Genomic DNA, 24,519 nt, shown 5'->3' with positions numbered 1-24,519 from the left:
TGACCGAAAATCTTTCCCTTTATTCTTGAAAGAATGCGAATTTCGTTTTAACTTTGGTACACCAAAAGAGCAACTTAAAATCTTGCGAATTTGGTGTGATATTTAAGGCTAATCTAATACAGCCCCTATTCTTTTATATTTGATTTTAAAAAGCGGGTTAAAAAAGGCCGTCTGAAAAATTTCAGACGGCCTGGTATATGGGGCATAACCATTTCATTAAATAAAGAAAAGCTTTTGATTACACAGATAAAAACTAATCATCCTCTATTAAGAAACCATACGTTAACCCTATTTGCATACAGCTCAAATTATTTATTTTCTTTTCCATTGTATGACTGCCCGTTCCAAGTATTACCGCACCTTGAACCATAAAAATATAAAAAGATGCCGTCTGAAAATTTCAGACGGCATCTTTTTATCTCACCATTTACGGATTCATCACACGGGCCAATAAGGCTTTTTCTTTACCTTTCATTGATGGAATCTGTACTTGGACACCGTTACCGGGAGCCACCTCAACTGCTTCTCCCTTACGTTTCATCTGCGCCAATACCAGTGTTTGATTTCCACTCGGATGAATAATTTCCAAGGTATCCCCGACACTGAATTTGTTTTTCACATCCACTGTAGCCCAGCCCTCTTCATCAATTTCTGTAACTTGACCGACAAATTGGCTTTGCTTTGCCAAAGAATGGCCTGAGAGATAGTTTTGGTACTCTTTTGTCTGGTGGCGTTCCAAAAATCCGGGGGTATAGCCGCGATTGGCCAAGCCCTCCAGTTCGGCCAGCAAGCTGTAATCGAAGGGATGGCCGGCAACGGCATCATCAATAGCCTTGCGGTAGGCCTGAGCCACACGGGCAACGTAATATACGGACTTAGTACGCCCTTCTACTTTCAAGCTGTCTACGCCGATTTCCGCCAGCTTGGCCACTTGCTCAATCGCACGTAAGTCTTTGGAGTTCATGATGTAAGTGCCGTGTTCATCCTCCATAATCGGCATCAGCTCACCGGGGCGGTTCGCTTCTTCTATTAAGAATACTTTATCAGCAGCCGGATGGCGGATTTGTCCGTTAATGCCTTCGAAAGCTGAATTGGCTTCTTCTTGGGCTTTATTAAAATCAAAACCTTGCAAGAGTTTGCTGTCACCCATTTCATCGGTTTCGGTATCATGTACTTTGTAATCCCAACGGCAAGCGTTGGTACAAGTACCTTGGTTGGGGTCGCGGTGGTTGAAATAACCCGAAAGCAGGCAGCGGCCGGAATAAGCAATACACAATGCACCGTGTACAAATACCTCCAACTCGATATCCGGGCATTCTTGGCGGATTTCGGCGATTTCTTCCATAGAAAGCTCGCGGGAAAGAATAATGCGCTCCACACCGATTTTCTGCCAGAATTTCACGCCCCACCAGTTGGTGGTATTCGCTTGCACGGAAAGATGAATAGGCATTTCCGGCCAACGCTCGCGTACATTCATGATCAAGCCTGGGTCTGCCATAATCAAAGCATCGGGCTTCATGGCAATCAATGGCTCCATATCTGCCATGAAGGTTTTCAGCTTACTATTGTGCGGTAAGGTGTTGACTGTAAGAAAGAATTTTTTACCGCGCTCGTGCGCTTCTCGGATGCCGGTTTCCAATACGTCCAATTTGGCAAATTCGTTGTTACGCGCACGCAGCGAGTAACGCGGGCTACCCGCATAAACGGCATCCGCACCGTAATCAAATGCGGCACGCATACGCTCCAAGCCGCCAGCCGGTAATAAAAGTTCGGGAGATTTCATGTGTGTTTTAAACCTTACAAATGTTTCAGACGGCGTGAAGCGCCGTCTGAAACAGATAAATATCGTTAGATAGAGTGTTGTAAATTATCCGCCTTTTTCAACTTCGGGTCAATTTATACCTTTACGGTTATCGTGTTCGCACCGGTTCTACCCGGTAGCCAACCTGACGTAAACGGCGTATTAAGCCATGTTCTCCATCAAGATGCGCCGCACCTACCGCCACCAAAGTCGGCTCTTTAGGCAAAATTTCAATCAGCTTTGGCAGCCATTGCTGGTTTCGCTCGATTAAAAGCTTATTGTATAGAAAGTCTTGCCAGTATGCCCTGTCGCGCCCGGGCGTTCCTGCCAATACATAGTTTGGATTAGCCAAATCCGACCACAACTTTAAAGCGTTACCGGCATAGTAGTCTTCAATTGCTTGTGCCTGCTGCTTTAAAAAACGCTTGGGATTGCGGTTGATGATATCAAAACCCCGCTTGATTTTATCTTCGGGAACAGTTTGAAAATAATGCAAAGGCTCCAAGCGCTCTAACGCCATCACTGTCTTTCCGCTTTCCGTTGCACGCTTAATCAACTGGACATCAATACCGTATTCGGAAGAATAACCTTTGGGCACAAACAAGCTTTGCACGGAAAGCCATACGGCCCAAGGTTTCAATTTACTGTTGCCGTCAAATGCCAATTTGTCGTTACCTAGCGATAAAGAACGGTTTAATGCCTCTATCCGCCTTGCCCCCAGCGATTGATTTAAAGTTCGGCCGTCTGCCATCAGTAAAAACATTTTTGCCATATCCGCGGCATAGCGGGGATCATGCAATTCGGCCTCATTGCTTTCTACCACTAACCGTTCAACTCGATCCAATGCGCTCTGATAAGCAGCCGGCAGCCGCACACCCACAGGGCCGACGTGCATCGTACCCAACAGATAAGAATCAGGTCTACCTTCTTTGCTGATTTTCCATAAAAATGTGTTGTCTTGAATATTACTTTTAGCAAACCCCGTCACTGCCCAAAACAAAGCAAATAACGTCAATAAAATTTTCTGCATATTCCGCCTTTTCAACAAAACCGTTTTTAAACAGTAGTTTTCCTCTTTCCCCGCAATATTGTTGTACTGTATTTCATTTAATAATATTCAATATGAATCTGGCTTAGAAAATTTCAGACGGCCAATATTATGTGTTCAGGCCGTCTGAAATCATCTTCAATATCGTTATTAATTACCACCCGTAATAACGCCGAAACGGCCTCTGAAACGGATAATAAAAGTCAGCCCAGTCATCGTAGTAATAACGTATCTGTTGCAACTTTTTCTGAGAAATATAGTTCTGCCAAGCCATTTTGTAGCAGCTTTGGAACATAGGATCAGAAATCTTATCAATATATTGCAAGCGAAATTCCTTGCTTGCCTTACTATCCAAGTCGACGGATTTATCAAATTGCGCCCGCATGATTTCAGCCGTTTTTACATCACATTGTGCTGCCAAGGTAATCTGAAGATCTTGCTCGTAACGGCGCCTTGCTTCTTCTCTGGCCGCAATCTGCTCGGGAGTGGCTGCACAGCCGGCCAATACCGATACAGCCAAACCGCAGAATACCGGAATATACTTCATAACAACTCCCAAACTATCGATAAACTCTACAAACTGATAAAAAAGGAACGGCGGCTCGTCCGTATTACCGACTATTTGCCTGCCCGCCCCAAAATATCGGCTACCGACCTCCGACATTCAGGTCGAAATTCCTATCTTGAATAACTATAAAGCAATTTACGCTATCCGATGCTTGTTCTGCAAGTGATATAACGACAATCCCACTGCCATTGCGCCACCAAACCACAACATTTCGACTCTCAGCATGCCTATCAATACCAATGCAGGCCCCGGACAAATACCTGCTATACCCCAACCGATACCGAATAGAGCACTGCCCAGCAATAAAGATTTGTCGATATGTACGGTTTCCGGACTATGAAACCGTTCCGACCATTTTGGTTGCGCTTTATGCTTTGCACCTCTTCCGATACGAAAAGCCCATAATGCAACAATTACCGCTCCCGTCATCACAAAAGCCAACGACGGATCCCAATTACCAAATACATCCAAAAAATTCTGCACTTTTTGCGGATTAGCCATTCCCGAAACCAGCAGGCCGAATCCAAATAAAAGGCCGGACAAAAATACCCCTAAAATCTTCATACTATACCCACCATATGCTTCAATATGAAAACAGTTAAAAATCCAAACAACATAAACACACCCACCGCCACTGCCGAGCGTTTTGATAACCGCCCCAAACCGCATACCCCATGCCCGCTGGTGCAACCAGAACCTAAACGCACCCCATAACCTACCAATAATCCACCTAACACCAAACGGGCCGGCTGATTCGTTACTACAACCTCCGGAATACCAAACCAAATTTTATATAACCAAGGTGAAACCAAAACACCTGCAACAAATGCCATCCGCCAAGCCTCTCCTCGAAAAAGCCCGGCTAAAATACCGCTACACCCCATAATCCGGCCATACCCACGCCATAATATTGCGGCTGCGAAACCAATAAGCAGACCGCCCACCAATGCAGATAACCACGTATTCATTGCAACTCCAAACAAATGAAACATAATATCATGACTTTTAAATTTTAAAACATAAAATCAAATTTGTCTGAAGCATTCAAATAAACGTAACAAAATTTAGCTGCAAAAATACAACTGCTCATGTATCAATATGTAAATTCTATGATTACAATGACTTTTACCATACAACATCATTGACGGACCGTTCATTCAGTATCATAATTTTATTATATTCAAAAATATAGTTTTATTTGTGAATATAATACGGGAAAAATAAGCAGCAATTTCGCTGTATAACTTGAAAACCTATTGCTTCAGCTTACATCATTTCATCTTGGAGTATTTTCTATGATAGAACGCCTTATACCGATTTTTGCTGTAATCGGCGTATTATCCAGCATCGGCTATTTAAGCCTAATGGTATGGGTAATGTATAACCGCCTTGATCCACGCAAAACCAATCACCAAATACATCATCACTAAAGTGCTTAGCAATGCATATTAAACGCCCGCCTGAATAATCATAGGCGGGCGTTTTTATTACGCTGATTTCGGTTTTACGATCAAAGCAAATATCTTTTCATTACAAAAAATGAACCCACCATCCATATAAAATCAACTGCTAATAAGCCATAAAATTTCAATATAATTATAATTACTAAAATTAAAATAAAATGACAAATAAAAATAAAATATTATTGTTTATTTACACTTTTAATAATATCAGGTATTCTCAGAATTGTTTTATGTAGTTCAAAGTAATTAAATAAAACAAATAAAAATCTTTAAAAAATAATATTAACTCTTAACACTTTACACTCCTATCTTATGTTATATACATACTCAAATAATCCTTGTGCAATATACTCTGACAGTACTCATGTTTGTGAAAATCATTTCCACATCAAAAAATGGCTTTCATACTTTAACCAAAAAATTAAGATAGACATAAGAATTCTCTTAATTATTGGGTGTATAAAATTTCTACAATAATTCTTTCCATCTATTGCATTCCCAAGTAGGGCTCCCGCCATCCCACGAACCTCCCCAAAATATACACCCACCAATACGGGCACCATCATGTTAAGCATTTTCTTCAGCAGCGTTTTATTAACGCCCATTGCTGCAGCCATTATCGCTATCAGCCGTAAAAAACAATTTACCTACAATACCAATAAAGACTATCAATATGATTTACCTATTTCTGCAAAAGTACAGTTGAAAAACGGTACGCTGGAGTTACCGGCAAATTTAAACGAAGGAGATACAGTAATAGCCAAAATACGTGTGAAATCATCTTTATCTGGCTACTGGAAACTCCCTGTAATCACAGTTGAATCAAGCAAAGGCCAATGGCAGCATCCTGTCGAACACGGAGGTCGCGGCATACGTTATCTCAACCTAAGCCACACATTCAGCGAAACAGATAAATGCATAAAGCTTATTGCGCAAAGATTAGCCTTTTCCAATCAGGAAATCGAATTATCCGTTTATCCGGCCCGACAGTTAGAAGGTAAAAAAATTCTGGTTATCGCACCTCATGCTGATGATGCCGAATTATCTGCATACGGTTTATACGAAACACACGCGCAAAATAGTTTTATTGTCACATTAACTGCCAGCGAGGGAGGCAGCTTCCACTATCCCAACCTTTACAACCGCACCCAACCCGAAGAAGCAGAAGCCCAATATCTGCAAAAGGGGCGTATGCGCGTTTGGAACAGCCTAACCGTTCCGCTATTAGCCAGAGTTCCCTCTGAACAAATCTTACAACTTGGCTTTTTTGACGGTACTTTAGAAGAAATGTACCAACATCCCGATATGGAAGTGAAATCAACTAAACTGGATACGGCAGACCTGAATATCTTCCGCAGCGGTAACTCATCCGAATTCTCGAAGCAGCTGACCGGCGGCTCAACTTGGCATGATTTGGTCGGCAATCTCGCCCATATTATTCAAGTATTTCAGCCTGATATTATTGTTGTCCCTACTCCCAATCTAGACGCACATAAAGACCACCAAATGGCGGCCATGGCAACTTTTGACGCACTGAAAAAAATCGATTACCGCAAAGGTGAATTGTTTTTACATACCTTACACTATATCGGCGATGATTACCCCATCGGCCCAAGCGGATCCATGCTGAGCCTGCCGCCAAAATTTGAGCACCCGTTTTATTTCCGCTCTATCTTTTCTCACCCACTTACAAAAGAAGAGCGTAACCGGAAACTATTAGCGTTGGATGCTATGAATGATATCCGCCCCAATTCCGACAACTATTTATCACCACAACATATGCTCTTCAGAGGTTTGAATACTTTGCGTCATCATATTCTGCACATTGACAAAAACCTGATCAGCCGCTTTGTCCGCAGTAATGAGCTGTTTTATATCGTGCCTGTAAGCGATCTTTACAATGATGAGCTGTATCAAAAAATCTCTTATAGAGCAAAGCATTACAATTAAATCAATACAAGCACCAACAACCTATTTATTAAGACATATGACCGACAGCCTGTTTTTCAGACGGCCTCTACTGTCGGTCATATATTTTTATCCTTATTTCAATATTTCTTTAAATATTGAAATAAGGATGCTATCATCCGGCAATGGATATTGAAACTGCAAGCAAATTATTCGGCACATTAGGTTCTGCCACACGGTTGGCCGTTTTCCGCATACTGGTTACTCAAGGTGACGCTGGGATGGTGGCTGGAGAAATCGCTAAAACCCTCAACATATCTCCAGCCAACCTCTCCTTCCATTTGAAAGACTTGTGCCACACGGGCTTAATCAAAGCCACACAAGAAGGCCGCTTTCAACGCTATCATGCAGATTTGGCACTTATGATCGAGCTTATTACATTTCTAACCAAAGAATGTTGCTTCAACCAGCCGCCAACACAAGATGCACAAAATTCCCATTGCTGCCAAGCCGTATCCTCACTGGATACTATTTGTATAGCCCATTCCGACAAAAAATCCGAACCAATATGAAACTTTCCAAGTTCAAACAACATCTCCACAACCTTAATGCACTGACATTCATCCTGCCCTGCGGTTCTGCCGTACCCGCACATTTCCATATTACCGAAGTCGCCAAAAACGATAAGCACTTTATTGATTGCGGCGGTATTATCCGCCATGAAACCCGAATAGGTTTCCAATTATGGGTAGCGCACGATACCGAACACAGGCTTTCACCCGCCAAATTGTTGAGCATCATCCGCCTGAGCGAGCGTAAATTGGATTTGCCCGATGCAGAAATCGAAGTCGAATACCAATATCAAACCATAGGGAAATACCGCCTTTCTTTTTCAGACGGCATTTTCCGTTTGGAGAACACCCTGACCGCATGCCTTGCACCCGACCAATGCGGTATTCCGCAACAAAAACCGCGTATCCGACTGGGAAACTCATTATGCAAAAAGTAACCATCTATCACAATCCAAATTGCGGCACTTCCAGAAATGTCCTCGCCTTAATCCGCAATGCAGGTATCGAGCCGCACATTATCGAATACCTCAAAACACCGCCAAGCGAATCCGACTTACGCGGTTTGCTGGCGGCAAGCGGTCTAAGCGCACGTTCAGCCTTGCGAACCAATGTTCCCGAATTTCAAGCCTTTCATCTTAACGATGATACCTTAAGCGAAGAAGCCGTTATAGCCGCCATGCTAAAAGCCCCTATTCTGATTAACCGCCCTTTTGTGGTCACCCCTTTGGGTACGGCATTATGCAGGCCGTCTGAAAAAGTGTTGGATATTCTGCCTTCTCCGCAGCAAGGGGTATTTTTTAAAGAAGATGGCGAACCGGTTATCGACGCTAACGGGCAGCGGATTAAACACTTGTAACAATAACCAACTTTCTAATGAACGGGGCGATAAATAATGGGAATTTTTGAACGCTTTTTAAGCATTTGGGTTGCCTTGGCGATTGCCGCAGGCGTTTTGTTGGGTTTAACGGTACCCAATATCTTTGCAGCCGTTGCCCAACTCGAATGGGCACATGTTAATTTGCCGGTGGCTGTTTTAATTTGGTTAATGATTTACCCGATGATGATCCAGATTGATTGGTCGGCAGTAAAAAAAGTCGGAAAACGCCCCAAAGGTTTATTCCTTACCTTAATCATTAACTGGCTAATAAAACCATTCACTATGGCAGCTCTGGGTTGGCTGTTTTTCAAAGTTTTCTTTGCCTCAATGGTAAACCCCAATGATGCCCAACAATATATTGCAGGTATGATTTTACTAGGCGTTGCACCGTGCACCGCCATGGTTTTCGTATGGAGCCAACTCGTTAAAGGTGATCCCAACTATACCTTGGTACAAGTATCCGTTAATGATTTAATTATGATTGTTGCCTATGCGCCCATTGCCGCTGTTTTACTCGGTGTTTCCGAAATTATGGTTCCTTGGAGTACGCTGCTGCTTTCAACCCTACTCTACGTTGTATTACCGCTCGCAGCAGGCATGATGACACGCCGCTTATTAATCAAACGTAAACATTCTATTACTGTTTTTTCAGGCCGTCTGAAACCTTTCGCCGTTTGCGGGCTGATATTGACCGTTATCCTACTATTCGGTTTCCAAGCTCAAACCATCATCGCACAACCATTGGTCATCGTATTGATCGCTATCCCTCTGCTGTTACAAACATACGGCATATTTTTTATCGGCCGCATCGGTGCCCGTCTGCTCAAGCTACCGCATGAAATCGCCGCACCCGCCTGCTTAATCGGTACATCTAATTTTTTCGAACTGGCCGTTGCGGTTGCTATTTCACTTTTCGGACTTCATTCCGGAGCAGCTCTGGCTACTGTTGTCGGCGTATTGGTGGAAGTGCCCGTTATGCTGTCTTTGGTTGCATGGGTAAATGCCAAACACAGAACTGAATCTCCGTTGTATTAATCGCATTGTTCAATTTATTCCCTCTTTATTTAGGCATAAAATTCTATTTTTTTATCAAAAAAATCAAAAGCATTTCACAAACCCAATAAATTTTTTTGAAACTTTCCCAAATCACGGATAGTCGTAAAGTGCAAGTGCGGCATAACCCCGCACCCTCTTGAACAGTATGAGGCTCTTTGAGCCGGCAAGTACTGAAAAGCTTCGACACTCCTGAAAAAGCAGAATATATGTAAACGCATGACTGCTTTCCCAACCTGAGTTATCAAAGGGAAGGAACGGAGCATTATTTGAAAAACAATCGAAAGGTTTGAAATATGAAAAAATTATTGGCAACTACTGCTTTGATTATGATGCTGTCTGCTTGTGCCAGCAACGATGCAAAACAAGAACAGCAGTCTTCCCACCCTCAAGGCGCCAACCCTGCAATTGAGCAAGCTCTGCAAGAGTGCCAACAAACCACCGGTGCCGGCCAAGACCGTGCCGCTTTCGATGCCTGCATGAAAGAAAAAGGATTTGAACGGCCGGCCGAGCAACAACCTGCTGCAACCTCCGAAGCAGCCGCTTCTGCCGCCAATTAACAAGCGAAATACACGAAGCCTGACTGAATTTCGTAAACATGCCGAAGGCAGCGGAGCGGTACTTACATATAGGTTTTAAGGTTGTTATCAGCTGCGCAAAACTGTTAAAAAATCAAACAAACATGTAAGATTCCAAGCTAACCTACCGTATCTGGCGGTAAAACATCCAGATAACTTATACGCTTGTTTGATTTCTTCAGCAGCAAAACCAAGCTTATCCGGAACGATTTTTTATCTGCTGCCCTTTTAAAATAAATGCCGTCTGAAAACCAAAATAGTTTTCAGACGGCATTTTCAAAACAACGGATAGTATCTAAAAAATCACAGAAACCGCCGAGATATGCAACATCTTAGTCAAAAGAATAAAGTTTATGCCTCTGCTCTAATTTGTTGTAGGAAACGTTTGGTTCGCTCATGCTGCGGATTTTGGAATAACTGTTCGGGTGAGCCCTGCTCTACAATTACCCCGCCGTCCATAACGACGACTGTTGTTGCCACATCCAAAGCAAATTTAATTTCATGGGACACAACTACCATAGTCCAGCCCTCGCGCGCCAGCTCTTTCATAGTTGCCAACACGTCTTGCACCAGTTCGGGGTCAAGCGCCGAAGTAGGCTCGTCAAATAGTAACAACTCAGGCTGGATTGCCAAAGCTCTGGCAATTCCTACCCTTTGTTGTTGGCCGCCGGAAAGTTGGAAAGGATAAAGATCAGCCTTATCTCCCAAACCAACTTTCTCCAACAAAGCCCGTGCCTCCGCACGAGCCGTCTCTACAGGCTTACCTTGTACGGCTACTGGCCCTTCCATCACATTTTCCAATGCGGTTTTATGGGGAAAAAGATTGTATTGTTGGAAAACCATGCCGGATTTACGGCGTAGCATCAATACATCTTTTTTAGACGGCTTAGTGGCAAAATCGATTTTTAATGCAGGAGAACCGTCGAATTCGATTTCACCTTGCTCAGGCATTTCCAAAGCATTAAGGCAGCGAAGAAAAGTCGTTTTCCCGGAGCCGGAAGGCCCAAGTACCACCACCACATTGCCTTTAGCAATATCCAAATCAATACCGCGAAGAATCTGGTTACTACCGAAAGCCTTATGAATATTACGGATTTTTATCATCTATCATTCTCACTTGGCTATATAGCGGTCAAGGCGTTTTTCCAATTTCGACTGTCCGATAAACAAGAAGAAACAGAATACCCAATAAACCAAACCTGCTTCGATATACACCGGTAAAAAATCGTAACTAGCATTAGCAATCTGCTGTGCTACCCGGAAAAGCTCGGTAATCGTTACCACCGAAGCCAACGAAGTTTCTTTAAACAGGCTAATGAACGTATTACTCAGAGGCGGTACGGATACTCTAAACGCCTGCGGCATAATAATACGTCGGAAAGTTTGCATATAGGTCATGCCGATAGTAAAACCGGCCTCCCATTGCCCTTTCGGTACGGACAAGATCGCCGCGCGGATCGTTTCTGAGGCATAGGCACCGATATTGAGCGAGAAGCCGATAATAGCCGTAGGAAGTGGGTCCAAACGGATACCGATAGCGGGCAAACCGTAAAACACTATCATTAACTGCACCAGCATCGGCGTTCCCCTGATAGCTGATACGTAAAACCTTACTGCGGCCAACAATAAACGGTATGCAAAACCCTTGCCCGGTATAATCCGTATCAAGGCAACTATCAAGGCAATCAATATACCAAATATAAAAGAGACAACGGCCAAAGGAATGGAATAAATGAAACCTGCTTTTACCATCGGCCAAAAAGCGTTTATGACCAAAGCCGCACGGGCTTCAGTCATAAACGGTAATGCGCTTAAGAGATCACTTAACACTTACGTCTTCGCCAAAGAATTGTTCACCTAATTTTTTCAATGTGCCATCTGCACGCAGTTCTTCAACCGCGGTACTAATTTTAGCCAATGCTTCCTCATTGCCTTTGTTTACAATGAAGCCCGCACCCAATTTTTCTTCCGCAGGAGCGACCCAAGCCGTTTTCAAGCCGGATTGCGGATTTTTCTTCAAATAATCAAGCAAGGCCAAAGAATCATTAAAGGTGAAATCAGCGCGCTTTTGCTGTACCAATGCCAAGGCTTGCGCCATACCGTCAACAGGCACTACTTTAGCTCCCGCTTGTTGTGCCATTTCGCCATAATTGCTGCTCAAAGACTGGGCTGAAGACAAGCCTTTCATATCTGCCAATGATTTGATACGGTCATCATCTTGACGGCTAACCGCCATCGGGCCGGAATAACTGTAATTCTCCGACTTGTCAAAAGTAGCCTGGCGCTCAGGAGTGGTAAGGCTAACTTGATTGGCAACCATATCAAAGCGACCCGCTTTCAAGCCGGCCAACATAGCGTCCCATTGAGTTTCTTTAAAATCAATAGTAATGCCTAATTTTTCAGCTACTGCACGGGTAACCTCAACATCGTAACCGGTAAGCTTGCCAGATTCGTCATGATAGGTAAAAGGCGCATAAGTACCTTCCGTACCAACTGTAATCGTACCTTTGTTATTAATACGCTCAAGCAAAGAGCCTGATGAAGCCGCAGCCGGAGCAGATGCCGCAACAGAAGCACTGTTTCCGGCTGTTTCATTGCCGCAAGCGGCCAATACCAAAGCGGCAATGCTACCAAGTACGATTTTTTTCAACATAATGATCAACCTTAATCTTAACTGTAATGTAATTTTGATATTCTACTTTAAGCCCGATGCAAATACAAAGAATCACTTTTGATATTCTTTATAGCTAAAAATTATATGCCATAAGTATAATTGTTGTGCAATCTGAAGCGCTCAAAATTATAAGCCCATGTTTCTCTATGATTTTTCTTATAAGATGGTATAACTTTTAAAATGAAAAGAGCTTGCATCAAATTCAGATTTCCCAAGCCATTGTTTATAGCCTATCCTTGCTTCTCAAACCACCTGCCCCAAGCAGATAACAATATGTTTGTTTTATAACTTTTGACATCATTATTTCCAGATAAAAAAGCCGCCTGATTTTTTCAGACGGCCTTTCAGAATAAATTAAATATCAAACATTTATCTTACCGGATCTTATTTAGACTGATGGATACTATCTCGAGTTTCCAATACCTGATCAATCAAACCGTAAGCGCGGGCTTCTTCCGCAGACATATAATTATCACGATCCGTATCCCGCTCCAAATCAGCGACATTGCGTCCGCAATGCTTAGCCAATAAGTGATTGAGCTTGTCTTTGATTTTCAGCAGCTCTTTAGCGTGTATTTCAATATCAGATGCTTGTCCGCCCAAGCCGCCGCTAATTAAAGGCTGATGAATCATGACACGGCTGTTTGGCAGAGCGAAACGCTTTCCTTTGGCTCCGGCCGACAGCAAAAACGCTCCCATACTGGCAGCCTGCCCTAAACAGAGGGTAGAAACATCCGGTTTGATGAAATTCATGGTATCGTAAATCGACATACCTGCCGTTACCGACCCTCCCGGTGAATTAATATAAAGGTAAATATCTTTATCGGGATTTTCGCTTTCCAAAAACAGCAGCTGCGCCACCACCAAATTGGCAGTTTGATCGTTTACGGGACCAACCAAAAAGATAATCCGCTCTTTTAAAAGGCGCGAATAAATATCAAACGCGCGCTCGCCGCGGCCACTTTGTTCGATAACCGTAGGCACCAAATAGCTATTTTCAATTTCAAGAGTCATTTTCTACTCCTTTCCTTCTTCAGGATAATTCTGCAAAAAAGCACCAAACACAAAAAGGCTTGGTGCTTTTTCAATCACTCAGCTTTGCGCCGGCTTAGGCTTGTGCACCCATTACTTCGTCAAACGACAAAGCACGTTCGGTAACTTTAGCCTTAGTCAATACAAAATCTACAACATTAGCTTCCACTGCCAAAGAAGTCGGGCCTTGCAAGCGTTGTTGGTCAGCGAAATACCAATCAATAACCTCTTGAGGATCTTCGTAGCTTTCCGCAAAATCGGTAACAACAGCCTTAATTTGCTCTTCAGTAGGCTCCAGCTTGTTTTCCTCTACCACTTTGGCAAGAATCAAACCCAAAGCTACACGGCGCTCGGCCTGCTCTTTAAACATATCGGCAGGCAGATCCAAATTGGCAGCATCAGCCATACCTTGGTTAACGAAGTTTTGTTTCATTTCCGCAGCCAAACGTGCGGCTTCTTCGTCTACCAATACTTTGGGCAGCTGGATTTCGGTAGACTTCAGCAAAGCTTCCATCACCGCTTCTTTGGTTTGGTCTTGGGTGCGGCGTTTTACTTCACGCTCTACGTTTTTCTTCACCTCTTCGCGCATTTTAGTTACATCGCCGTCCGCGATGCCCAATGCTTTGGCAAACTGCTCATCTACTTCAGGCAATACAGGCTCTGATACGTTGGTCAGTTTGATAGTGAATACGGCAGTTTTACCTGCTACGTCTTTACCGTGGTAATCTTCGGGGAAGTTTACTTCCACATCTTTGCTTTCGCCTTCTTTCAAGCCTACTACACCAGCTTCGAATTCAGGTAACATTTGGCCGTTGCCCAATACGAAAGGATAGTTTTTAGAAGTGCCGCCTTCAAACGGTACGCCGTCGATTTTACCTTCAAAATCGATAATTACACGGTCGCCGTTTTGAGCCTCACGTTCAACATGGTTGAAACGTGTACGCTGTTTACGCAAGATATCGATGGTTTTATCAACTTCCGCATCACCCACTTGGGCGGTTACTTTTTCAATTTCCTGAGCAGCCAAATCACCTACAACCACCTCAGGGAACACTTCGAAAATAGCGGCAACTTTGAAAGCTTCTTTGTCATCTTGCTCTTCCACGCCTTCAAAGCGGGGCATACCGGCCACTTTCAGGTTTTCGCTTACTGCTACGTTGTAGAAAGCCTGTTGCACCTGTTCGTTCATTACGTCGTTTTGTACGCTGGCACCGTACATAGACTCAACCATTTTCAGCGGTGCTTTGCCCGGACGGAAACCATCGATTTTTACGCGGCGTTGGGTTTGTTTCAGACGTTTGTCGGTTTCGGCATTAATGCTGCTCCAAGGTAAAGACAATACGACTTTGCGCTCCAAGTTTTCTAACGTTTCTACAGTTACGCTCATTATAAGCCCTTAATTATACTGGGTTAATCAATACAACCGGCACAATGCCCGTTGATGCTGTTCCGTAAGCGCCCACAAAGGGGCAAAAATTTAAATTGCAAGTTTATCACAATGCGGAAATAAAATATATTTTCATAATAAAAAACGGCTAGATCGTTTCAGACTGCCTGCTTTTCATGATACGCGCGGTTTCGTGCCAATACCCGTCTGGTCTTTTTTCAAGCACGGCGATTTGGCCAAACCGGATTTTAGGCAAAATACTTGCCTCCGCAGCGTAAATTTCCGATACCCGAGCAGGCGAAAGTATCTGCATCGGCAGCAAAGGGTAATAACGCTGCCCTGTTACAGGCGTATATTGTGTCCAGTCATCTATATACAAACCGTGCCAACCGTAAGGATTCAACGGTTCGCGCTCCACCCGCCGTTCTGAAAAAAAACCGATGCCGCGCACAATCGATACGGCTGTTGTATCAAAATGGCCAAATCCGGCCTTTTTCAAAGCCTCTTTTCCTTCAGGTAATTGCGACCATGTCAGTTGCCGCTGTAATTTTGCCACCTTGTCGGTCAGACGGTCTTTCGGATTAAGCCCGATCATGTTTTCAGGCTTGCCGCAAAAGCTACCATAATACTTACATGTCAGCTCAATATGATAGGGCTTGCCGTTCAATGCGGCGATAAAATCAAACGCTCCCAATGTATGCCCGTTTTTATCTTGCACGGGCAGATTGCGGGCATAAAGCTGCGTATGCGGCGCATGAGCAAACCAAAATGCCAGCAAACTTTCGGCATAAAACCCCAACCTATGGCTAAAAGGTATTTCTTGTTGCAAATGCTGATGCAGAGGTATCGGATTTGCATCCAAAGCCAACAGATAGCGAAAACCTGTTTCACCCAAAAGTTTGCGTATTTCCAGTTCGCACCCCGTATGCCATAGCGGAGGAGCAGTCAGCAAAGCGGCCAAATCGCGTACATTCGGATCAGTCAAACGCCACCACAAAGCATCTAATGCGTAGTTCATTTTTCAGACGGCCTATTTCAAACGGCGCGTTACCGTATTAAAAAATCCGCGCAAAATATCGATATCTTCTGTTTCCATACTGGCACGGCTAAATAAATTCTGCATACGCCGCATTAATCTTTCACCGTTGCGGCGGTTAAAAAAGCCGACTTCATCCATCACGCTCTCCATGTGCGCCACCATACCAGCGACCTGGCTATGCGTAGCAGGGCGGTTTTCCTGTTCGAGATGCGTCATCGGCATATCGACCTGACTGAAAAGCTCATAGCAGACCACCTGCACGGCTTGGGCTAGATTGAGTGAAAAATAATCGGGATTGCCGTTAATCGTCATCAACCGGTTGCACTGCTGCACTTCTTCGATACTCAAACCGAACGTTTCATTGCCAAACACCAACGCTACCTGCTGTCCCGAATGTGCCGCCTGCAACAACTCGGGTACCAATGCCCGCGGGGTTTGTAACGGCGAGGTCAATTCGCGCTTGCGGCTGGTAAGGGCGCAGCTCAAAGTAGTTTCTGCCAAGGCTTCACTCAAATCAGCTACTATCCTCGCCCTCTCTAATACGTCTGCCGCCCCCGAAGCCAACACAAAACTTTCTTCGGGCAAAACAAAGTTTTGCACATTGGCGGAATCAAACACAGGCGGCTCGGGCGTCATCGGCGTTGCAATCAATTGCGGCGCTACCAGTGTCAGTCGTCCCAAACCCATGGTTTTCATCGCGCGCGCTGCGGATCCTATATTGGCCGGATGGCTGGTACGCGCCAAAATAATATGGATATTGTCGAGATAATCGGGAACTGTCGGTTTATTCATCATGCTTTATTTTCAGAATGGGCGTATAATTGCAACACATTTTTCAGACGGCCTTTGATTGCCGTCTGAATGCTCTTTAACATCGGAAACTGCTTTTACCGCCCAATATATCTGCGGCGGCGGTTTCTATCGTTTTAACGTTTTGCCTGTTTGCCGATGCAAGCAGCCATTGTACCCGATTTAGAAAGACTGCCATGAATCCTATTTTAAATACAGCCTTCAAAGCCGCCCGAAAAGCCGGCGATATGATGATTCGCGCTTCATCCAACTTAGATGCCATCAAAATCGACAGCAAGGCGTTTAACGATTTCGTTTCCGATGTTGACCGTACTTCAGAAGCCCTGATTCTCGACACCCTGTTTTACAGCTATCCCGACCACCTCATCCGCAGCGAAGAAGGCGGTTACTTCCGTGCCAGCAAAACCAGAGAAGGTCTGCAAATCGAACAAATAGCCGCCGCAGACGTACCTGCCACTCCCGAATACGAATGGGTGATTGATCCACTGGACGGCACTACCAACTATCTGCACGGTCACCCTCAATATGCTGTTTCTATGGCACTGCTGCACAAAGGCAAATTACAAGAAGCTTTGGTATTCGCCCCAGAACGCAACGACTGCTACATGGCTTCCCGCGGCCAAGGTGCTCTTTTGAACGACCGCCGCATCCGTGTATCCAACCGCATCGAAATGAACCGCTGTCTGATAGGCACAGGCTTTCCGGTAGTCGATCAAAGCATGATGGATACCTATCTGTCCATCTTGAAAGACTTTCTCGCTAAAACCGCCGGCGCACGCCGCGAAGGTTCTGCCGCCTTAGATTTATGCGCCGTAGCCAGCGGCCGTTTGGACGGTTTCTTCGAATTTAACCTAAAACCTTGGGATATCGCAGCCGGCGCTCTGTTGGTACAGGAAGCGGGCGGTATCGTTACCGATATGCATGGTAACGAAGGCTGGCTGGAAAGCGGTGATATCGTTGCCGCCAATCCGAAAGTACTGGCGCAAATGCTGCAAACCATCGCACCACACCTGTAAAGCATCTATACGTTAAGAAAGCCGCAAAAGCAAATAGGCCTTTTGCGGCTTTCTTAACGTTTATAACTGCAGCATATTTTTAGAGCCTCTTAACTCTTCATAATTTGAGAAGTAGGCCGTCTGAAAACAATCAGCCGACATTTTCAAACGGCTGGTTTTGATTATCTCGTCTATTGCATTTCCAATCCTCTGTTTAGCAGTGCCAACAATCATACTCAGCACGATTCAAATCCTTTACAATAACATTTCTCCAACCGACCGAAAGTCTAGCTCATGATCGCCATCATCGGCGGCAGCGGACTCACCCGCCTGCCCGAAATGCACATTACCCACCGCGAAATTGTCCGCACACCTTACGGCCTGCCCAGCAGCCCGCTCATGCAAGGCACACTCGGCAGCCACCAAATCGTATTTCTCGCCCGCCACGGCCTCAACCATACTTTGGCGCCTCACGAAATAAACTACCGCGCCAACATTTGGGCATTACACTCTTTAGGTGTTCAAAGTATCGTTTCCGTAGGTTCGGTAACCAGCCTTAATTCCAACATCGAACCCGGCTCGCTGGTAGTACCTGACGATATTATCGACTATACCTCGGGCCGCGTATCTACCTTTTTCGAAGGTGCCGACCAAGAAGTCGTGCATACCGACTTTACTCACCCTTACGACCGAAAATTCCGTGTCGGCCTGATCAAACATGCGGAAACACATGGAACACCTGTTATCAGCAGTGCTGTATACGGCTGCATCGAAGGCCCTCGCCTGCCTACTCGTGCCGAAGCACGGCGCTTTAGAAACGACGGCGCAGACATTATCGGTATGACCGGCATGCCCGAAGCCGTGTTAGCGCGCGAACTCAACATAGCCTATGCCCACTTGTGCGGTGTAATCGGCATGACGGGCTTTAATGACGGCCATACGTCTTCACCCGATTTCCGTAGCCGCCAAACCCATCAGGCCATCGAAAAAATCCGCCTTCTGCTTACCGATTTGTAAAACAAGCCGCTTAAAAGGATCATCTATATGCAAACCGTTACCATCGGCCTGATTTCCACCAGTGACCGCGCCAGCAGTGGCGTTTACACCGATGAAGGCATCCCCGCACTGAAAAACTGGCTGGAACAGGCAGTTCGCAACCCTATCCGTTTTATTGAAGCCCTCATTCCCGACGATCAAGCCGAAATTGAAAACACCTTGTGCCGCATGGCTGATCACGACCAGTGCGACCTCATATTTACAACCGGCGGCACAGGCCCCGCCCCGCGTGATGTCACGCCTGAAGCTACCCTTGCCGTTATCGACAAAGAAATGCCCGGTTTCGGCGAACAAATGCGCCAAATCAGCCTATATTATGTGCCGACTGCTATCTTGTCCCGCCAAACAGCAGGCATTCGCGGCCGCAGCCTGATTGTCAACCTGCCTGGAAGACCGAAAGCAATTGCCGAAACCCTAGGCGGCGTGCGTAACCCGGCCGGAGATATCCAAGTGCACGGTCTATTCAGCGCCATTCCTTACTGCATTGATTTAATCGGCGGTGCATTTATAGAAACCTACCCGGATATCTGCCAAGCATTCCGCCCCAAACAAAAATAAAATTACGGCTGGCCGTCTGAAAACCAGCGTACATCTACCACCATAACAGTTACTACTTTTTTCAGACGGCCTTTCGTACCCTAACCCTAAAGCCAATACTCCCGCACTTTAATATTGTAAGATTGACATCATCGGCAAATTCCGCCAAAGGCATCTGATTATGACTACGCCTCACCCGCTTTCCAAATTTTTCCAACCGGAACATATTCTTCTTATCGGTGCCAGCGAACGCCAATACAGCTTGGGTGAACGCATTCTTTCCGCCCTCTTGCGCGGCGGCTTTTCAGGGCGCATCACCCCTATCAACCCGCGCCATAAACAAATCGGCGGCATTAAAGCTTTCCCGAATATCAACAGAGTACCCGAATATGCCGATACCGCATGGATCGTTACCATGCCCGATACCTACGATGCCATATTCAAGGCCTGCTATAAAAAGCAGATTCCCCATATAATCGTTATGCAAAATTGGGATAATTTTAACGATAGCGAATGGCAACTGGCACAAAATGCTATCTCCCGCGGCAAACAAGCGGGGTTGCATATCATAGCCCTCAATACTTCCGGACTAACCACCCCTGCGGCTAGATTGTACGGCAGCGTATATACCGTACCTTTTAGTAAAGGCGATATTGCTCTAGTCGGCTGCCATAGTGAATTTTCCGCCCTTATCAATCCTATTTTGCAGCAAGCCGGGATAGGCATCTCACACCATGTCGGTCTGCACCCAAAACTAACGCCCGAATGCAGTGCCGGAATTCTCGACTATCTCGCTGAAGACAAACAAACCAAACTGGTTATCATTGAATACCAACCTGCCCAAAACCTACGCGAACTCTTCAGCGCCTTACGCCACTGCGCCCGCAAAAAACCGCTGATACTGCACTGCAACCATTATGCAGACACTCGCGAACAAGCCATTTTGCATCACCTTGCAGGCCGCTGCGGCTTTCTACCCACTTTCACTCCCGAAGAACTCTTCACTGCCATTCACGCCCTCTCCTCCAACAAACTACCTGCCAGCCACCTGCATCTGATTGCCAACGAAGCCTGCGGTTGGCTGCAACGGAGAGCAGAAATCCTTGATATCGACTTACGCGTCAGCAACGATAACCGCCGCCCTGCCGCACGTCACAACGGTTACATTGGTAGCAACCCAAGCATTACACACTACCGAGGCTTGGCTCATGAACACCTCGAAAGCAAACATACCCACGCCCTGTTGGCCGTAATCGCCCCCACCCCCGACGGTGCCGAGTCCGGCATTACCACCGCATTGGCACAACTGCAGAACCAATCGCCCAAACCACTGATTATCAGCAGTCCCCATGCCCGTGGCCTGATGCAGTTTTCCACTTCCGAACAAGCCATGCAAGCTTTCCACCAGCACCAACGCTACCACCGCTTCAAACAGCAGCTTATCCAAACCGCCAAACCACTGCCCGCTTATGTCAAAACACCCGAAATACAGGCAGCATCTACCCAAACGGATATACCTGAAAAATGGCTGAAATCCTTATATCTACCCGAATACAATCCCGCAACGGCACCCCTTTCAGACGGCCTGAACCTAATCCTGGAGCGTAACCGCTACGGTTTCGTTCTATCTGCAGAAAAAAACCACGTCTCGCTAGCCTTTTTGCCACCCTTCAATACCATGCATGCCGACACCCTCATCCACACTTTCAACCTCAAACGCCAACAAAAAAACCTTTACCAATGGTTGCACAGCCTCAACGAAGCGACCGATAAACTTCACACACTGCAAACCCTACATATCAATATCGGGCAACAAAACACCGTTACCAAGCTTGACTTTTCCTCCACACTCGGTCGAGCCGACAACGTGCTAAGCCCTTACCCTGATCAAACCAGCCATATTTTCACACTTAAAAACGGCGGCAGCGTATTCATCCGCCCCATCCGCCCCGAAGATGCCGAGGCAGAGCAACAATATGTACGCAACCTTTCGGAAAAAAGCCGTCAAACCCGCTTTATGGCACATATTAAAGAGCTCAATCCAACGATGCTGGCTAACTTCTGTAATCTCGATTACCACCGTGAAGCAGCGTTTGCAGCCGAAGATGAAAACGGTATTTTGCTGGGCATCAGCCGATATAGCTGCAATCGGTTTCCCGAAAGCTGCGAATTCGGTATCAGTGTCGCCGAAAACATGCACGGACAAGGACTAGCCTACCATCTGATGCAGCAAATCCTCAGCCATGCCGCCACACAGGGTTATCGCAGCATGACTGCGGAAATCCTCAAAAGCAACGTACCCATGCTCAAGCTGGCCGAAAAACTAGGCTTTCATATACGCCCCTCTCCCCACGAGGGCGAAATCTGCGAAGCCGAACGTCCACTTTTGCCGCCTGAACACAACACCCGGCGCAAGCACAAACAATAAATGCTTGCACAAAAACCGCAAAATACCCTAAAATTAGCGGTTTTCTATATATCCGATTTTCACAGAAGGAATCAACATGGTAGTTATCCGCTTAGCCCGTGGTGGCTCAAAACACCGTCCGTTTTACAACGTAGTAGTTGCAGATTCACGCAACCGCCGCGACGGCCGTTTCATTGAGCGCGTAGGCTTCTACAACCCCGTAGCCAATGAAAAACAAGAACGCGTACGTTTGAACGCAGAACGCTTAAACCACTGGTTGGGCCAAGGCGCACAAATGAGCGACGCCGTAGCCAAATTAGTCAAAGAACAAAAAGCTGCCGCCTAATCCTCGGATTTAGACTGCCATGACCGACACTCAACAATGGGTAGCCATGGGCTACATCAAAGGCGTATTCGGCATAAAAGGCTGGGTAAAAATAGCAGCCGGCACGGAATATACCGACAGCCTGCTGGACTACCCCGAGTGGCGGCTAAACAAAGACGGACGTCTTTTAAAAGTCAAAGTCGAATCAGGCAAAGCAGTTAACGGCGAGCTTCAAGTAAAGCTTGAAGGCATAGATGATAGAGATGCGGCTTTCGCACTCAGAGGCTACACCATCGAAGTATGCCGCAGTGAGTTTGCCCCCGCCGAAGAAGACGAATATTATTGGGCCGATTTAGTCGGCATGACGGTAAATAACCGAGAAGGCCAAACCCTCGGCAAAGTAAAAAACCTAATGGAAACCGGCGCTCATGACGTATTGGTGCTTGAAGGTGAACATGGGCAAAAACTGATTCCGTTCGTTTCCCACTATATCGACCAAGTCGACAGTGCCAACGGCATTATTATTGCTGACTGGGGCTTGGATTATTAATGCTCATTCAAGCAATTACCCTCTTTCCGGAAATGTTCGACAGCATCACATGCCATGGCGTAACCGGAAGAGCACTAAAGCAAAATTTATGGCAATTCAATGTCATAAACCCGCGCAGTTTTGCCGATAACAAACTTGGCTATATTGACGACAGGCCTTTCGGCGGCGGACCCGGCATGATTATGATGGCCCCCCCCCTAGCCGCAGCCCTCAACGCAGCGAAAGCACAAAATAGCCAAGGCAAAGTAATTTACCTCAGCCCGCAAGGAACACCGCTTACCCACGCCAAAGCGTGTGAACTGGCTACTGAAAAACATCTTATCTTGCTATGCGGCCGCTACGAAGGCATAGATGATAGGCTGTTGCAACAAGAAGTAGATGAAGAAATCTGCATCGGCGATTTTGTCGTCTCAGGCGGAGAGCTTCCCGCCATGATGTTGATGGATGCAGTATTACGGCTCTTACCCGGCGTGTTGGGTGACAGCAGATCCGCCGAACAAGACTCTTTTGCCGACGGCCTGCTTGATTGCCCACACTATACCCGCCCTATTGAATTTCAGGGTATGGCAGTACCGGAAGTTTTACGCTCTGGTAACCATGCACTGATAGCCGAGTGGCGCCTCAAGCAGGCGTTACAACGCACCTTAGCGCGCCGCCCTGATTTACTGGAAAAGCGCGAATTAACCCCACAGGAATCTAGGCTCTTGCAGGAAATTAAGCAAGAGGAACGAGAATCCCATTATAATTTAGGAAATTAAAATGAACTTGATCCAACAATTAGAGCAGGAAGAAATCGCTCGTTTGAACAAAGATATCCCCGAATTTGCTCCGGGTGACACCGTTGTGGTATCTGTACGCGTAGTAGAGGGTTCACGCAGCCGTCTGCAAGCCTACGAAGGTGTTGTTATCGCCCGCCGCAATCGTGGTCTGAACAGCAACTTCATCGTTCGCAAAATCTCTAGCGGCGAAGGCGTTGAGCGTACTTTCCAACTGTACTCTCCGAACGTAGAAAAAATCGAAGTTAAACGCCGTGGTGACGTACGTCGTGCCAAGTTGTACTACTTGCGTGGCCTGACCGGTAAAGCAGCCCGTATTAAAGAAAAACTGCCGGCTCGCAAAGGTTAATTTCTGCCCTATTCCGATACCCGCCTCATGGCGGGTATTTTTATTCCTCAAATAAAGCAGGTATCAACCTTTAATCTTTATGAACCCCCTGAATACCTAGTATGCAAAGCTTTTTTACTCTCTGATAAATTTAAACGCCCCGCCTTTCAAATGACTTTTCCGCTAATCCGTATAAAACCCAATAATATAGCTGCTTATCCTCAAGCTTCTAAAACAATTCATTTGTAGTTTGCAATCCACTTAACCGAATCTTCAATAACTACGTATTTTACGGCTTCATTTCCCTGCCAAAAGATTTCCCTCTAAACATTTTGCACTCCATACCATTCTGAAATCATACGATTTGTAAACACTTACATTTGATTTTTGATAGTGGCATTTACATAAATATATGGCTATTCCATAAGAACTGTACCTGCTGAAAAGAAAAAGGAAGCGGCTCTATACAAAATGCATAATAAGCATTCTGCGGGCTAGCTTAGCAAAGAAATAAGCTCTGCTTCTTATAGAAAATATACCTCTAAATTCTTTTAAAAGAATTTAGAGGTATCACAAAGGGCTTTAGCCATCTGAAAATATATCTAGGGGCTGTATTAGATTGGCAGTTATGTTACCCTTTAAAAATGAAGATAACACACTGTAAACTATCTAAAAAAGTACAAAAAAAGTTGCTTGAATTTTTTGTACTTGAGGTAACCGCCCGTTCTGCTGCCA

The 24,519-nt window shown here is 45.5% G+C and carries 28 protein-coding genes and 2 pseudogenes; 17 read left to right on the top strand and 13 right to left on the bottom strand.

Going from position 1 to position 24,519, the window contains the following annotated elements:
- A pseudogene (locus tag ACEPPX_RS11005) lies at positions 1-106 on the top strand (IS1595 family transposase); the annotation flags it as partial.
- Between the two features lie 321 nt (positions 107-427).
- Here ACEPPX_RS11005 and yegQ read toward each other — a convergent pair.
- The 5 genes from yegQ to ACEPPX_RS10980 form a co-directional block, all read right to left on the bottom strand.
- Positions 428-1,783, bottom strand: a complete 1,356-nt coding sequence (yegQ, locus tag ACEPPX_RS11000) for a tRNA 5-hydroxyuridine modification protein YegQ (RefSeq protein ID WP_416624071.1) — start codon at positions 1,781-1,783, stop codon at positions 428-430.
- A 127-nt stretch (positions 1,784-1,910) separates the two neighbouring features.
- Positions 1,911-2,831 carry a TraB/GumN family protein gene (locus ACEPPX_RS10995; protein WP_416624070.1) on the bottom strand — a complete coding sequence of 307 codons (921 nt, stop codon included), beginning with the start codon at positions 2,829-2,831 and terminating at the stop codon, positions 1,911-1,913.
- 172 nt (positions 2,832-3,003) lie between these two features.
- Complete coding sequence (locus ACEPPX_RS10990) at positions 3,004-3,396, bottom strand: hypothetical protein (protein WP_416624069.1); 393 nt, start codon at positions 3,394-3,396, stop codon at positions 3,004-3,006.
- Positions 3,397-3,552: 156 nt separating this feature from the next.
- Entirely contained in the window at positions 3,553-3,981 is a 429-nt protein-coding gene (locus ACEPPX_RS10985; protein ID WP_416624068.1) for a DUF6691 family protein, read from the bottom strand.
- The gene (locus ACEPPX_RS10980) at positions 3,978-4,385 is read right to left on the bottom strand and encodes a YeeE/YedE family protein (protein ID WP_416624067.1); all 408 of its coding nucleotides are present in this window, start codon (positions 4,383-4,385) and stop codon (positions 3,978-3,980) included. Before ACEPPX_RS10980 ends, ACEPPX_RS10985 begins: the two co-directional genes overlap by 4 nt.
- Positions 4,386-4,712: 327 nt before the next feature.
- On the opposite strand from ACEPPX_RS10980, the gene ACEPPX_RS10975 reads away from it, so the two are divergent.
- The 7 genes from ACEPPX_RS10975 (at position 4,713) to ACEPPX_RS10945 (ending at position 9,850) form a co-directional block, all read left to right on the top strand.
- Entirely contained in the window at positions 4,713-4,847 is a 135-nt protein-coding gene (locus tag ACEPPX_RS10975) for a hypothetical protein (RefSeq protein WP_268777878.1), read from the top strand.
- A gap of 597 nt (positions 4,848-5,444) precedes the next feature.
- The gene (locus ACEPPX_RS10970; RefSeq protein WP_416624066.1) at positions 5,445-6,830 is read left to right on the top strand and encodes a PIG-L deacetylase family protein; all 1,386 of its coding nucleotides are present in this window, start codon (positions 5,445-5,447) and stop codon (positions 6,828-6,830) included.
- 143 nt (positions 6,831-6,973) lie between these two features.
- Positions 6,974-7,360: an ArsR/SmtB family transcription factor gene (locus ACEPPX_RS10965; RefSeq protein ID WP_416624065.1), complete on the top strand. Its 387-nt coding sequence runs from the start codon at positions 6,974-6,976 to the stop codon at positions 7,358-7,360.
- The gene (locus ACEPPX_RS10960) at positions 7,357-7,797 is read left to right on the top strand and encodes a DUF6428 family protein (RefSeq protein ID WP_416624064.1); all 441 of its coding nucleotides are present in this window, start codon (positions 7,357-7,359) and stop codon (positions 7,795-7,797) included. Before ACEPPX_RS10965 ends, ACEPPX_RS10960 begins: the two co-directional genes overlap by 4 nt.
- The gene (arsC, locus tag ACEPPX_RS10955) at positions 7,785-8,216 is read left to right on the top strand and encodes an arsenate reductase (glutaredoxin) (RefSeq protein ID WP_047761140.1); all 432 of its coding nucleotides are present in this window, start codon (positions 7,785-7,787) and stop codon (positions 8,214-8,216) included. The genes ACEPPX_RS10960 and arsC overlap by 13 nt, the downstream gene beginning before the upstream one ends.
- A gap of 36 nt (positions 8,217-8,252) precedes the next feature.
- Positions 8,253-9,272, top strand: coding sequence for an ACR3 family arsenite efflux transporter (gene arsB, locus ACEPPX_RS10950; protein WP_416624063.1), 1,020 nt, complete (start codon positions 8,253-8,255; stop codon positions 9,270-9,272).
- 314 nt (positions 9,273-9,586) lie between these two features.
- Positions 9,587-9,850 (top strand): hypothetical protein, encoded by a 264-nt coding sequence (locus ACEPPX_RS10945; RefSeq protein WP_416624062.1) that lies wholly within the window; start codon positions 9,587-9,589, stop codon positions 9,848-9,850.
- Between the two features lie 369 nt (positions 9,851-10,219).
- On the opposite strand, the gene ACEPPX_RS10940 is transcribed toward ACEPPX_RS10945, so the two are convergent.
- The 7 genes from ACEPPX_RS10940 to ACEPPX_RS10910 form a co-directional block, all read right to left on the bottom strand.
- Positions 10,220-10,972, bottom strand: a complete 753-nt coding sequence (locus ACEPPX_RS10940) for an amino acid ABC transporter ATP-binding protein (protein ID WP_416624061.1) — start codon at positions 10,970-10,972, stop codon at positions 10,220-10,222.
- A gap of 9 nt (positions 10,973-10,981) precedes the next feature.
- Positions 10,982-11,665 (bottom strand): amino acid ABC transporter permease, encoded by a 684-nt coding sequence (locus tag ACEPPX_RS10935; protein ID WP_414629258.1) that lies wholly within the window; start codon positions 11,663-11,665, stop codon positions 10,982-10,984.
- 22 nt (positions 11,666-11,687) lie between these two features.
- On the bottom strand, positions 11,688-12,521 hold the full coding sequence (locus ACEPPX_RS10930; protein WP_047761135.1) for an amino acid ABC transporter substrate-binding protein: 834 nt from the start codon (positions 12,519-12,521) through the stop codon (positions 11,688-11,690).
- A gap of 405 nt (positions 12,522-12,926) precedes the next feature.
- Complete coding sequence (clpP, locus tag ACEPPX_RS10925) at positions 12,927-13,556, bottom strand: ATP-dependent Clp endopeptidase proteolytic subunit ClpP (protein WP_416624060.1); 630 nt, start codon at positions 13,554-13,556, stop codon at positions 12,927-12,929.
- A gap of 94 nt (positions 13,557-13,650) precedes the next feature.
- Complete coding sequence (gene tig, locus ACEPPX_RS10920) at positions 13,651-14,961, bottom strand: trigger factor (RefSeq protein ID WP_416624059.1); 1,311 nt, start codon at positions 14,959-14,961, stop codon at positions 13,651-13,653.
- Between the two features lie 148 nt (positions 14,962-15,109).
- On the bottom strand, positions 15,110-15,979 hold the full coding sequence (locus ACEPPX_RS10915) for a DUF1853 family protein (RefSeq protein WP_416624058.1): 870 nt from the start codon (positions 15,977-15,979) through the stop codon (positions 15,110-15,112).
- A 12-nt stretch (positions 15,980-15,991) separates the two neighbouring features.
- Entirely contained in the window at positions 15,992-16,795 is an 804-nt protein-coding gene (locus tag ACEPPX_RS10910) for an RNA methyltransferase (protein ID WP_416624057.1), read from the bottom strand.
- 191 nt (positions 16,796-16,986) lie between these two features.
- Between ACEPPX_RS10910 and ACEPPX_RS10905 the strand changes: the two genes are divergently transcribed.
- Positions 16,987-17,826, top strand: coding sequence for an inositol monophosphatase family protein (locus ACEPPX_RS10905; RefSeq protein WP_416624056.1), 840 nt, complete (start codon positions 16,987-16,989; stop codon positions 17,824-17,826).
- Between the two features lie 60 nt (positions 17,827-17,886).
- On the opposite strand, the gene ACEPPX_RS10900 is transcribed toward ACEPPX_RS10905, so the two are convergent.
- Positions 17,887-18,048 (bottom strand): hypothetical protein, encoded by a 162-nt coding sequence (locus ACEPPX_RS10900; RefSeq protein WP_416624055.1) that lies wholly within the window; start codon positions 18,046-18,048, stop codon positions 17,887-17,889.
- 51 nt (positions 18,049-18,099) lie between these two features.
- On the opposite strand from ACEPPX_RS10900, the gene ACEPPX_RS10895 reads away from it, so the two are divergent.
- The 8 genes and pseudogenes from ACEPPX_RS10895 to ACEPPX_RS10860 all read left to right on the top strand — a co-directional run.
- Positions 18,100-18,822 carry an S-methyl-5'-thioinosine phosphorylase gene (locus tag ACEPPX_RS10895; RefSeq protein WP_047761129.1) on the top strand — a complete coding sequence of 241 codons (723 nt, stop codon included), beginning with the start codon at positions 18,100-18,102 and terminating at the stop codon, positions 18,820-18,822.
- Between the two features lie 27 nt (positions 18,823-18,849).
- On the top strand, positions 18,850-19,419 hold the full coding sequence (gene mog / locus ACEPPX_RS10890; protein WP_416624054.1) for a molybdopterin adenylyltransferase: 570 nt from the start codon (positions 18,850-18,852) through the stop codon (positions 19,417-19,419).
- Between the two features lie 160 nt (positions 19,420-19,579).
- A complete protein-coding gene (locus ACEPPX_RS10885; protein ID WP_416624053.1) occupies positions 19,580-21,826 on the top strand; it encodes a GNAT family N-acetyltransferase in 2,247 nt (748 codons plus the stop codon).
- Positions 21,827-21,902: 76 nt separating this feature from the next.
- Positions 21,903-22,151, top strand: coding sequence for a 30S ribosomal protein S16 (gene rpsP, locus ACEPPX_RS10880; protein WP_047761126.1), 249 nt, complete (start codon positions 21,903-21,905; stop codon positions 22,149-22,151).
- A 19-nt stretch (positions 22,152-22,170) separates the two neighbouring features.
- Complete coding sequence (rimM, locus tag ACEPPX_RS10875) at positions 22,171-22,680, top strand: ribosome maturation factor RimM (RefSeq protein WP_416624052.1); 510 nt, start codon at positions 22,171-22,173, stop codon at positions 22,678-22,680.
- Positions 22,680-23,438, top strand: coding sequence for a tRNA (guanosine(37)-N1)-methyltransferase TrmD (trmD, locus tag ACEPPX_RS10870; protein ID WP_047761124.1), 759 nt, complete (start codon positions 22,680-22,682; stop codon positions 23,436-23,438). The genes rimM and trmD overlap by 1 nt, the downstream gene beginning before the upstream one ends.
- 1 nt (position 23,439) lies before the next feature.
- Positions 23,440-23,805 (top strand): 50S ribosomal protein L19, encoded by a 366-nt coding sequence (gene rplS, locus ACEPPX_RS10865; protein ID WP_047761123.1) that lies wholly within the window; start codon positions 23,440-23,442, stop codon positions 23,803-23,805.
- A gap of 623 nt (positions 23,806-24,428) precedes the next feature.
- Positions 24,429-24,519 (top strand): annotated as a pseudogene (locus tag ACEPPX_RS10860) (IS1595 family transposase); the annotation flags it as partial.

Origin of the sequence: Neisseria sp. S1 (assembly GCF_048060015.1) — a bacterium.
Taxonomy (GTDB): Bacteria; Pseudomonadota; Gammaproteobacteria; order Burkholderiales; family Neisseriaceae; genus Neisseria; species Neisseria arctica.
Note: the sequence above shows the minus strand (reverse complement) of the source record. Positions and strands in the feature narration are given on the sequence as shown.

Bases quoted from the DNA above. Each gene is read 5' to 3' on its own strand.
- yegQ (WP_416624071.1), bottom strand. From the start codon at position 1,783: ATGAAATCTCCCGAACTTTTATTACCGGCTGGCGGCTTGGAGCGTATG.
- ACEPPX_RS10995 (WP_416624070.1), bottom strand. From the start codon at position 2,831: ATGCAGAAAATTTTATTGACGTTATTTGCTTTGTTTTGGGCAGTGACG.
- ACEPPX_RS10990 (WP_416624069.1), bottom strand. From the start codon at position 3,396: ATGAAGTATATTCCGGTATTCTGCGGTTTGGCTGTATCGGTATTGGCC.
- ACEPPX_RS10985 (WP_416624068.1), bottom strand. From the start codon at position 3,981: ATGAAGATTTTAGGGGTATTTTTGTCCGGCCTTTTATTTGGATTCGGC.
- ACEPPX_RS10980 (WP_416624067.1), bottom strand. From the start codon at position 4,385: ATGAATACGTGGTTATCTGCATTGGTGGGCGGTCTGCTTATTGGTTTC.
- ACEPPX_RS10975 (WP_268777878.1), top strand. From the start codon at position 4,713: ATGATAGAACGCCTTATACCGATTTTTGCTGTAATCGGCGTATTATCC.
- ACEPPX_RS10970 (WP_416624066.1), top strand. From the start codon at position 5,445: ATGTTAAGCATTTTCTTCAGCAGCGTTTTATTAACGCCCATTGCTGCA.
- ACEPPX_RS10965 (WP_416624065.1), top strand. From the start codon at position 6,974: ATGGATATTGAAACTGCAAGCAAATTATTCGGCACATTAGGTTCTGCC.
- ACEPPX_RS10960 (WP_416624064.1), top strand. From the start codon at position 7,357: ATGAAACTTTCCAAGTTCAAACAACATCTCCACAACCTTAATGCACTG.
- arsC (WP_047761140.1), top strand. From the start codon at position 7,785: ATGCAAAAAGTAACCATCTATCACAATCCAAATTGCGGCACTTCCAGA.
- arsB (WP_416624063.1), top strand. From the start codon at position 8,253: ATGGGAATTTTTGAACGCTTTTTAAGCATTTGGGTTGCCTTGGCGATT.
- ACEPPX_RS10945 (WP_416624062.1), top strand. From the start codon at position 9,587: ATGAAAAAATTATTGGCAACTACTGCTTTGATTATGATGCTGTCTGCT.
- ACEPPX_RS10940 (WP_416624061.1), bottom strand. From the start codon at position 10,972: ATGATAAAAATCCGTAATATTCATAAGGCTTTCGGTAGTAACCAGATT.
- ACEPPX_RS10935 (WP_414629258.1), bottom strand. From the start codon at position 11,665: ATGACTGAAGCCCGTGCGGCTTTGGTCATAAACGCTTTTTGGCCGATG.
- ACEPPX_RS10930 (WP_047761135.1), bottom strand. From the start codon at position 12,521: ATGTTGAAAAAAATCGTACTTGGTAGCATTGCCGCTTTGGTATTGGCC.
- clpP (WP_416624060.1), bottom strand. From the start codon at position 13,556: ATGACTCTTGAAATTGAAAATAGCTATTTGGTGCCTACGGTTATCGAA.
- tig (WP_416624059.1), bottom strand. From the start codon at position 14,961: ATGAGCGTAACTGTAGAAACGTTAGAAAACTTGGAGCGCAAAGTCGTA.
- ACEPPX_RS10915 (WP_416624058.1), bottom strand. From the start codon at position 15,979: ATGAACTACGCATTAGATGCTTTGTGGTGGCGTTTGACTGATCCGAAT.
- ACEPPX_RS10910 (WP_416624057.1), bottom strand. From the start codon at position 16,795: ATGATGAATAAACCGACAGTTCCCGATTATCTCGACAATATCCATATT.
- ACEPPX_RS10905 (WP_416624056.1), top strand. From the start codon at position 16,987: ATGAATCCTATTTTAAATACAGCCTTCAAAGCCGCCCGAAAAGCCGGC.
- ACEPPX_RS10895 (WP_047761129.1), top strand. From the start codon at position 18,100: ATGATCGCCATCATCGGCGGCAGCGGACTCACCCGCCTGCCCGAAATG.
- mog (WP_416624054.1), top strand. From the start codon at position 18,850: ATGCAAACCGTTACCATCGGCCTGATTTCCACCAGTGACCGCGCCAGC.
- ACEPPX_RS10885 (WP_416624053.1), top strand. From the start codon at position 19,580: ATGACTACGCCTCACCCGCTTTCCAAATTTTTCCAACCGGAACATATT.
- rpsP (WP_047761126.1), top strand. From the start codon at position 21,903: ATGGTAGTTATCCGCTTAGCCCGTGGTGGCTCAAAACACCGTCCGTTT.
- rimM (WP_416624052.1), top strand. From the start codon at position 22,171: ATGACCGACACTCAACAATGGGTAGCCATGGGCTACATCAAAGGCGTA.
- trmD (WP_047761124.1), top strand. From the start codon at position 22,680: ATGCTCATTCAAGCAATTACCCTCTTTCCGGAAATGTTCGACAGCATC.
- rplS (WP_047761123.1), top strand. From the start codon at position 23,440: ATGAACTTGATCCAACAATTAGAGCAGGAAGAAATCGCTCGTTTGAAC.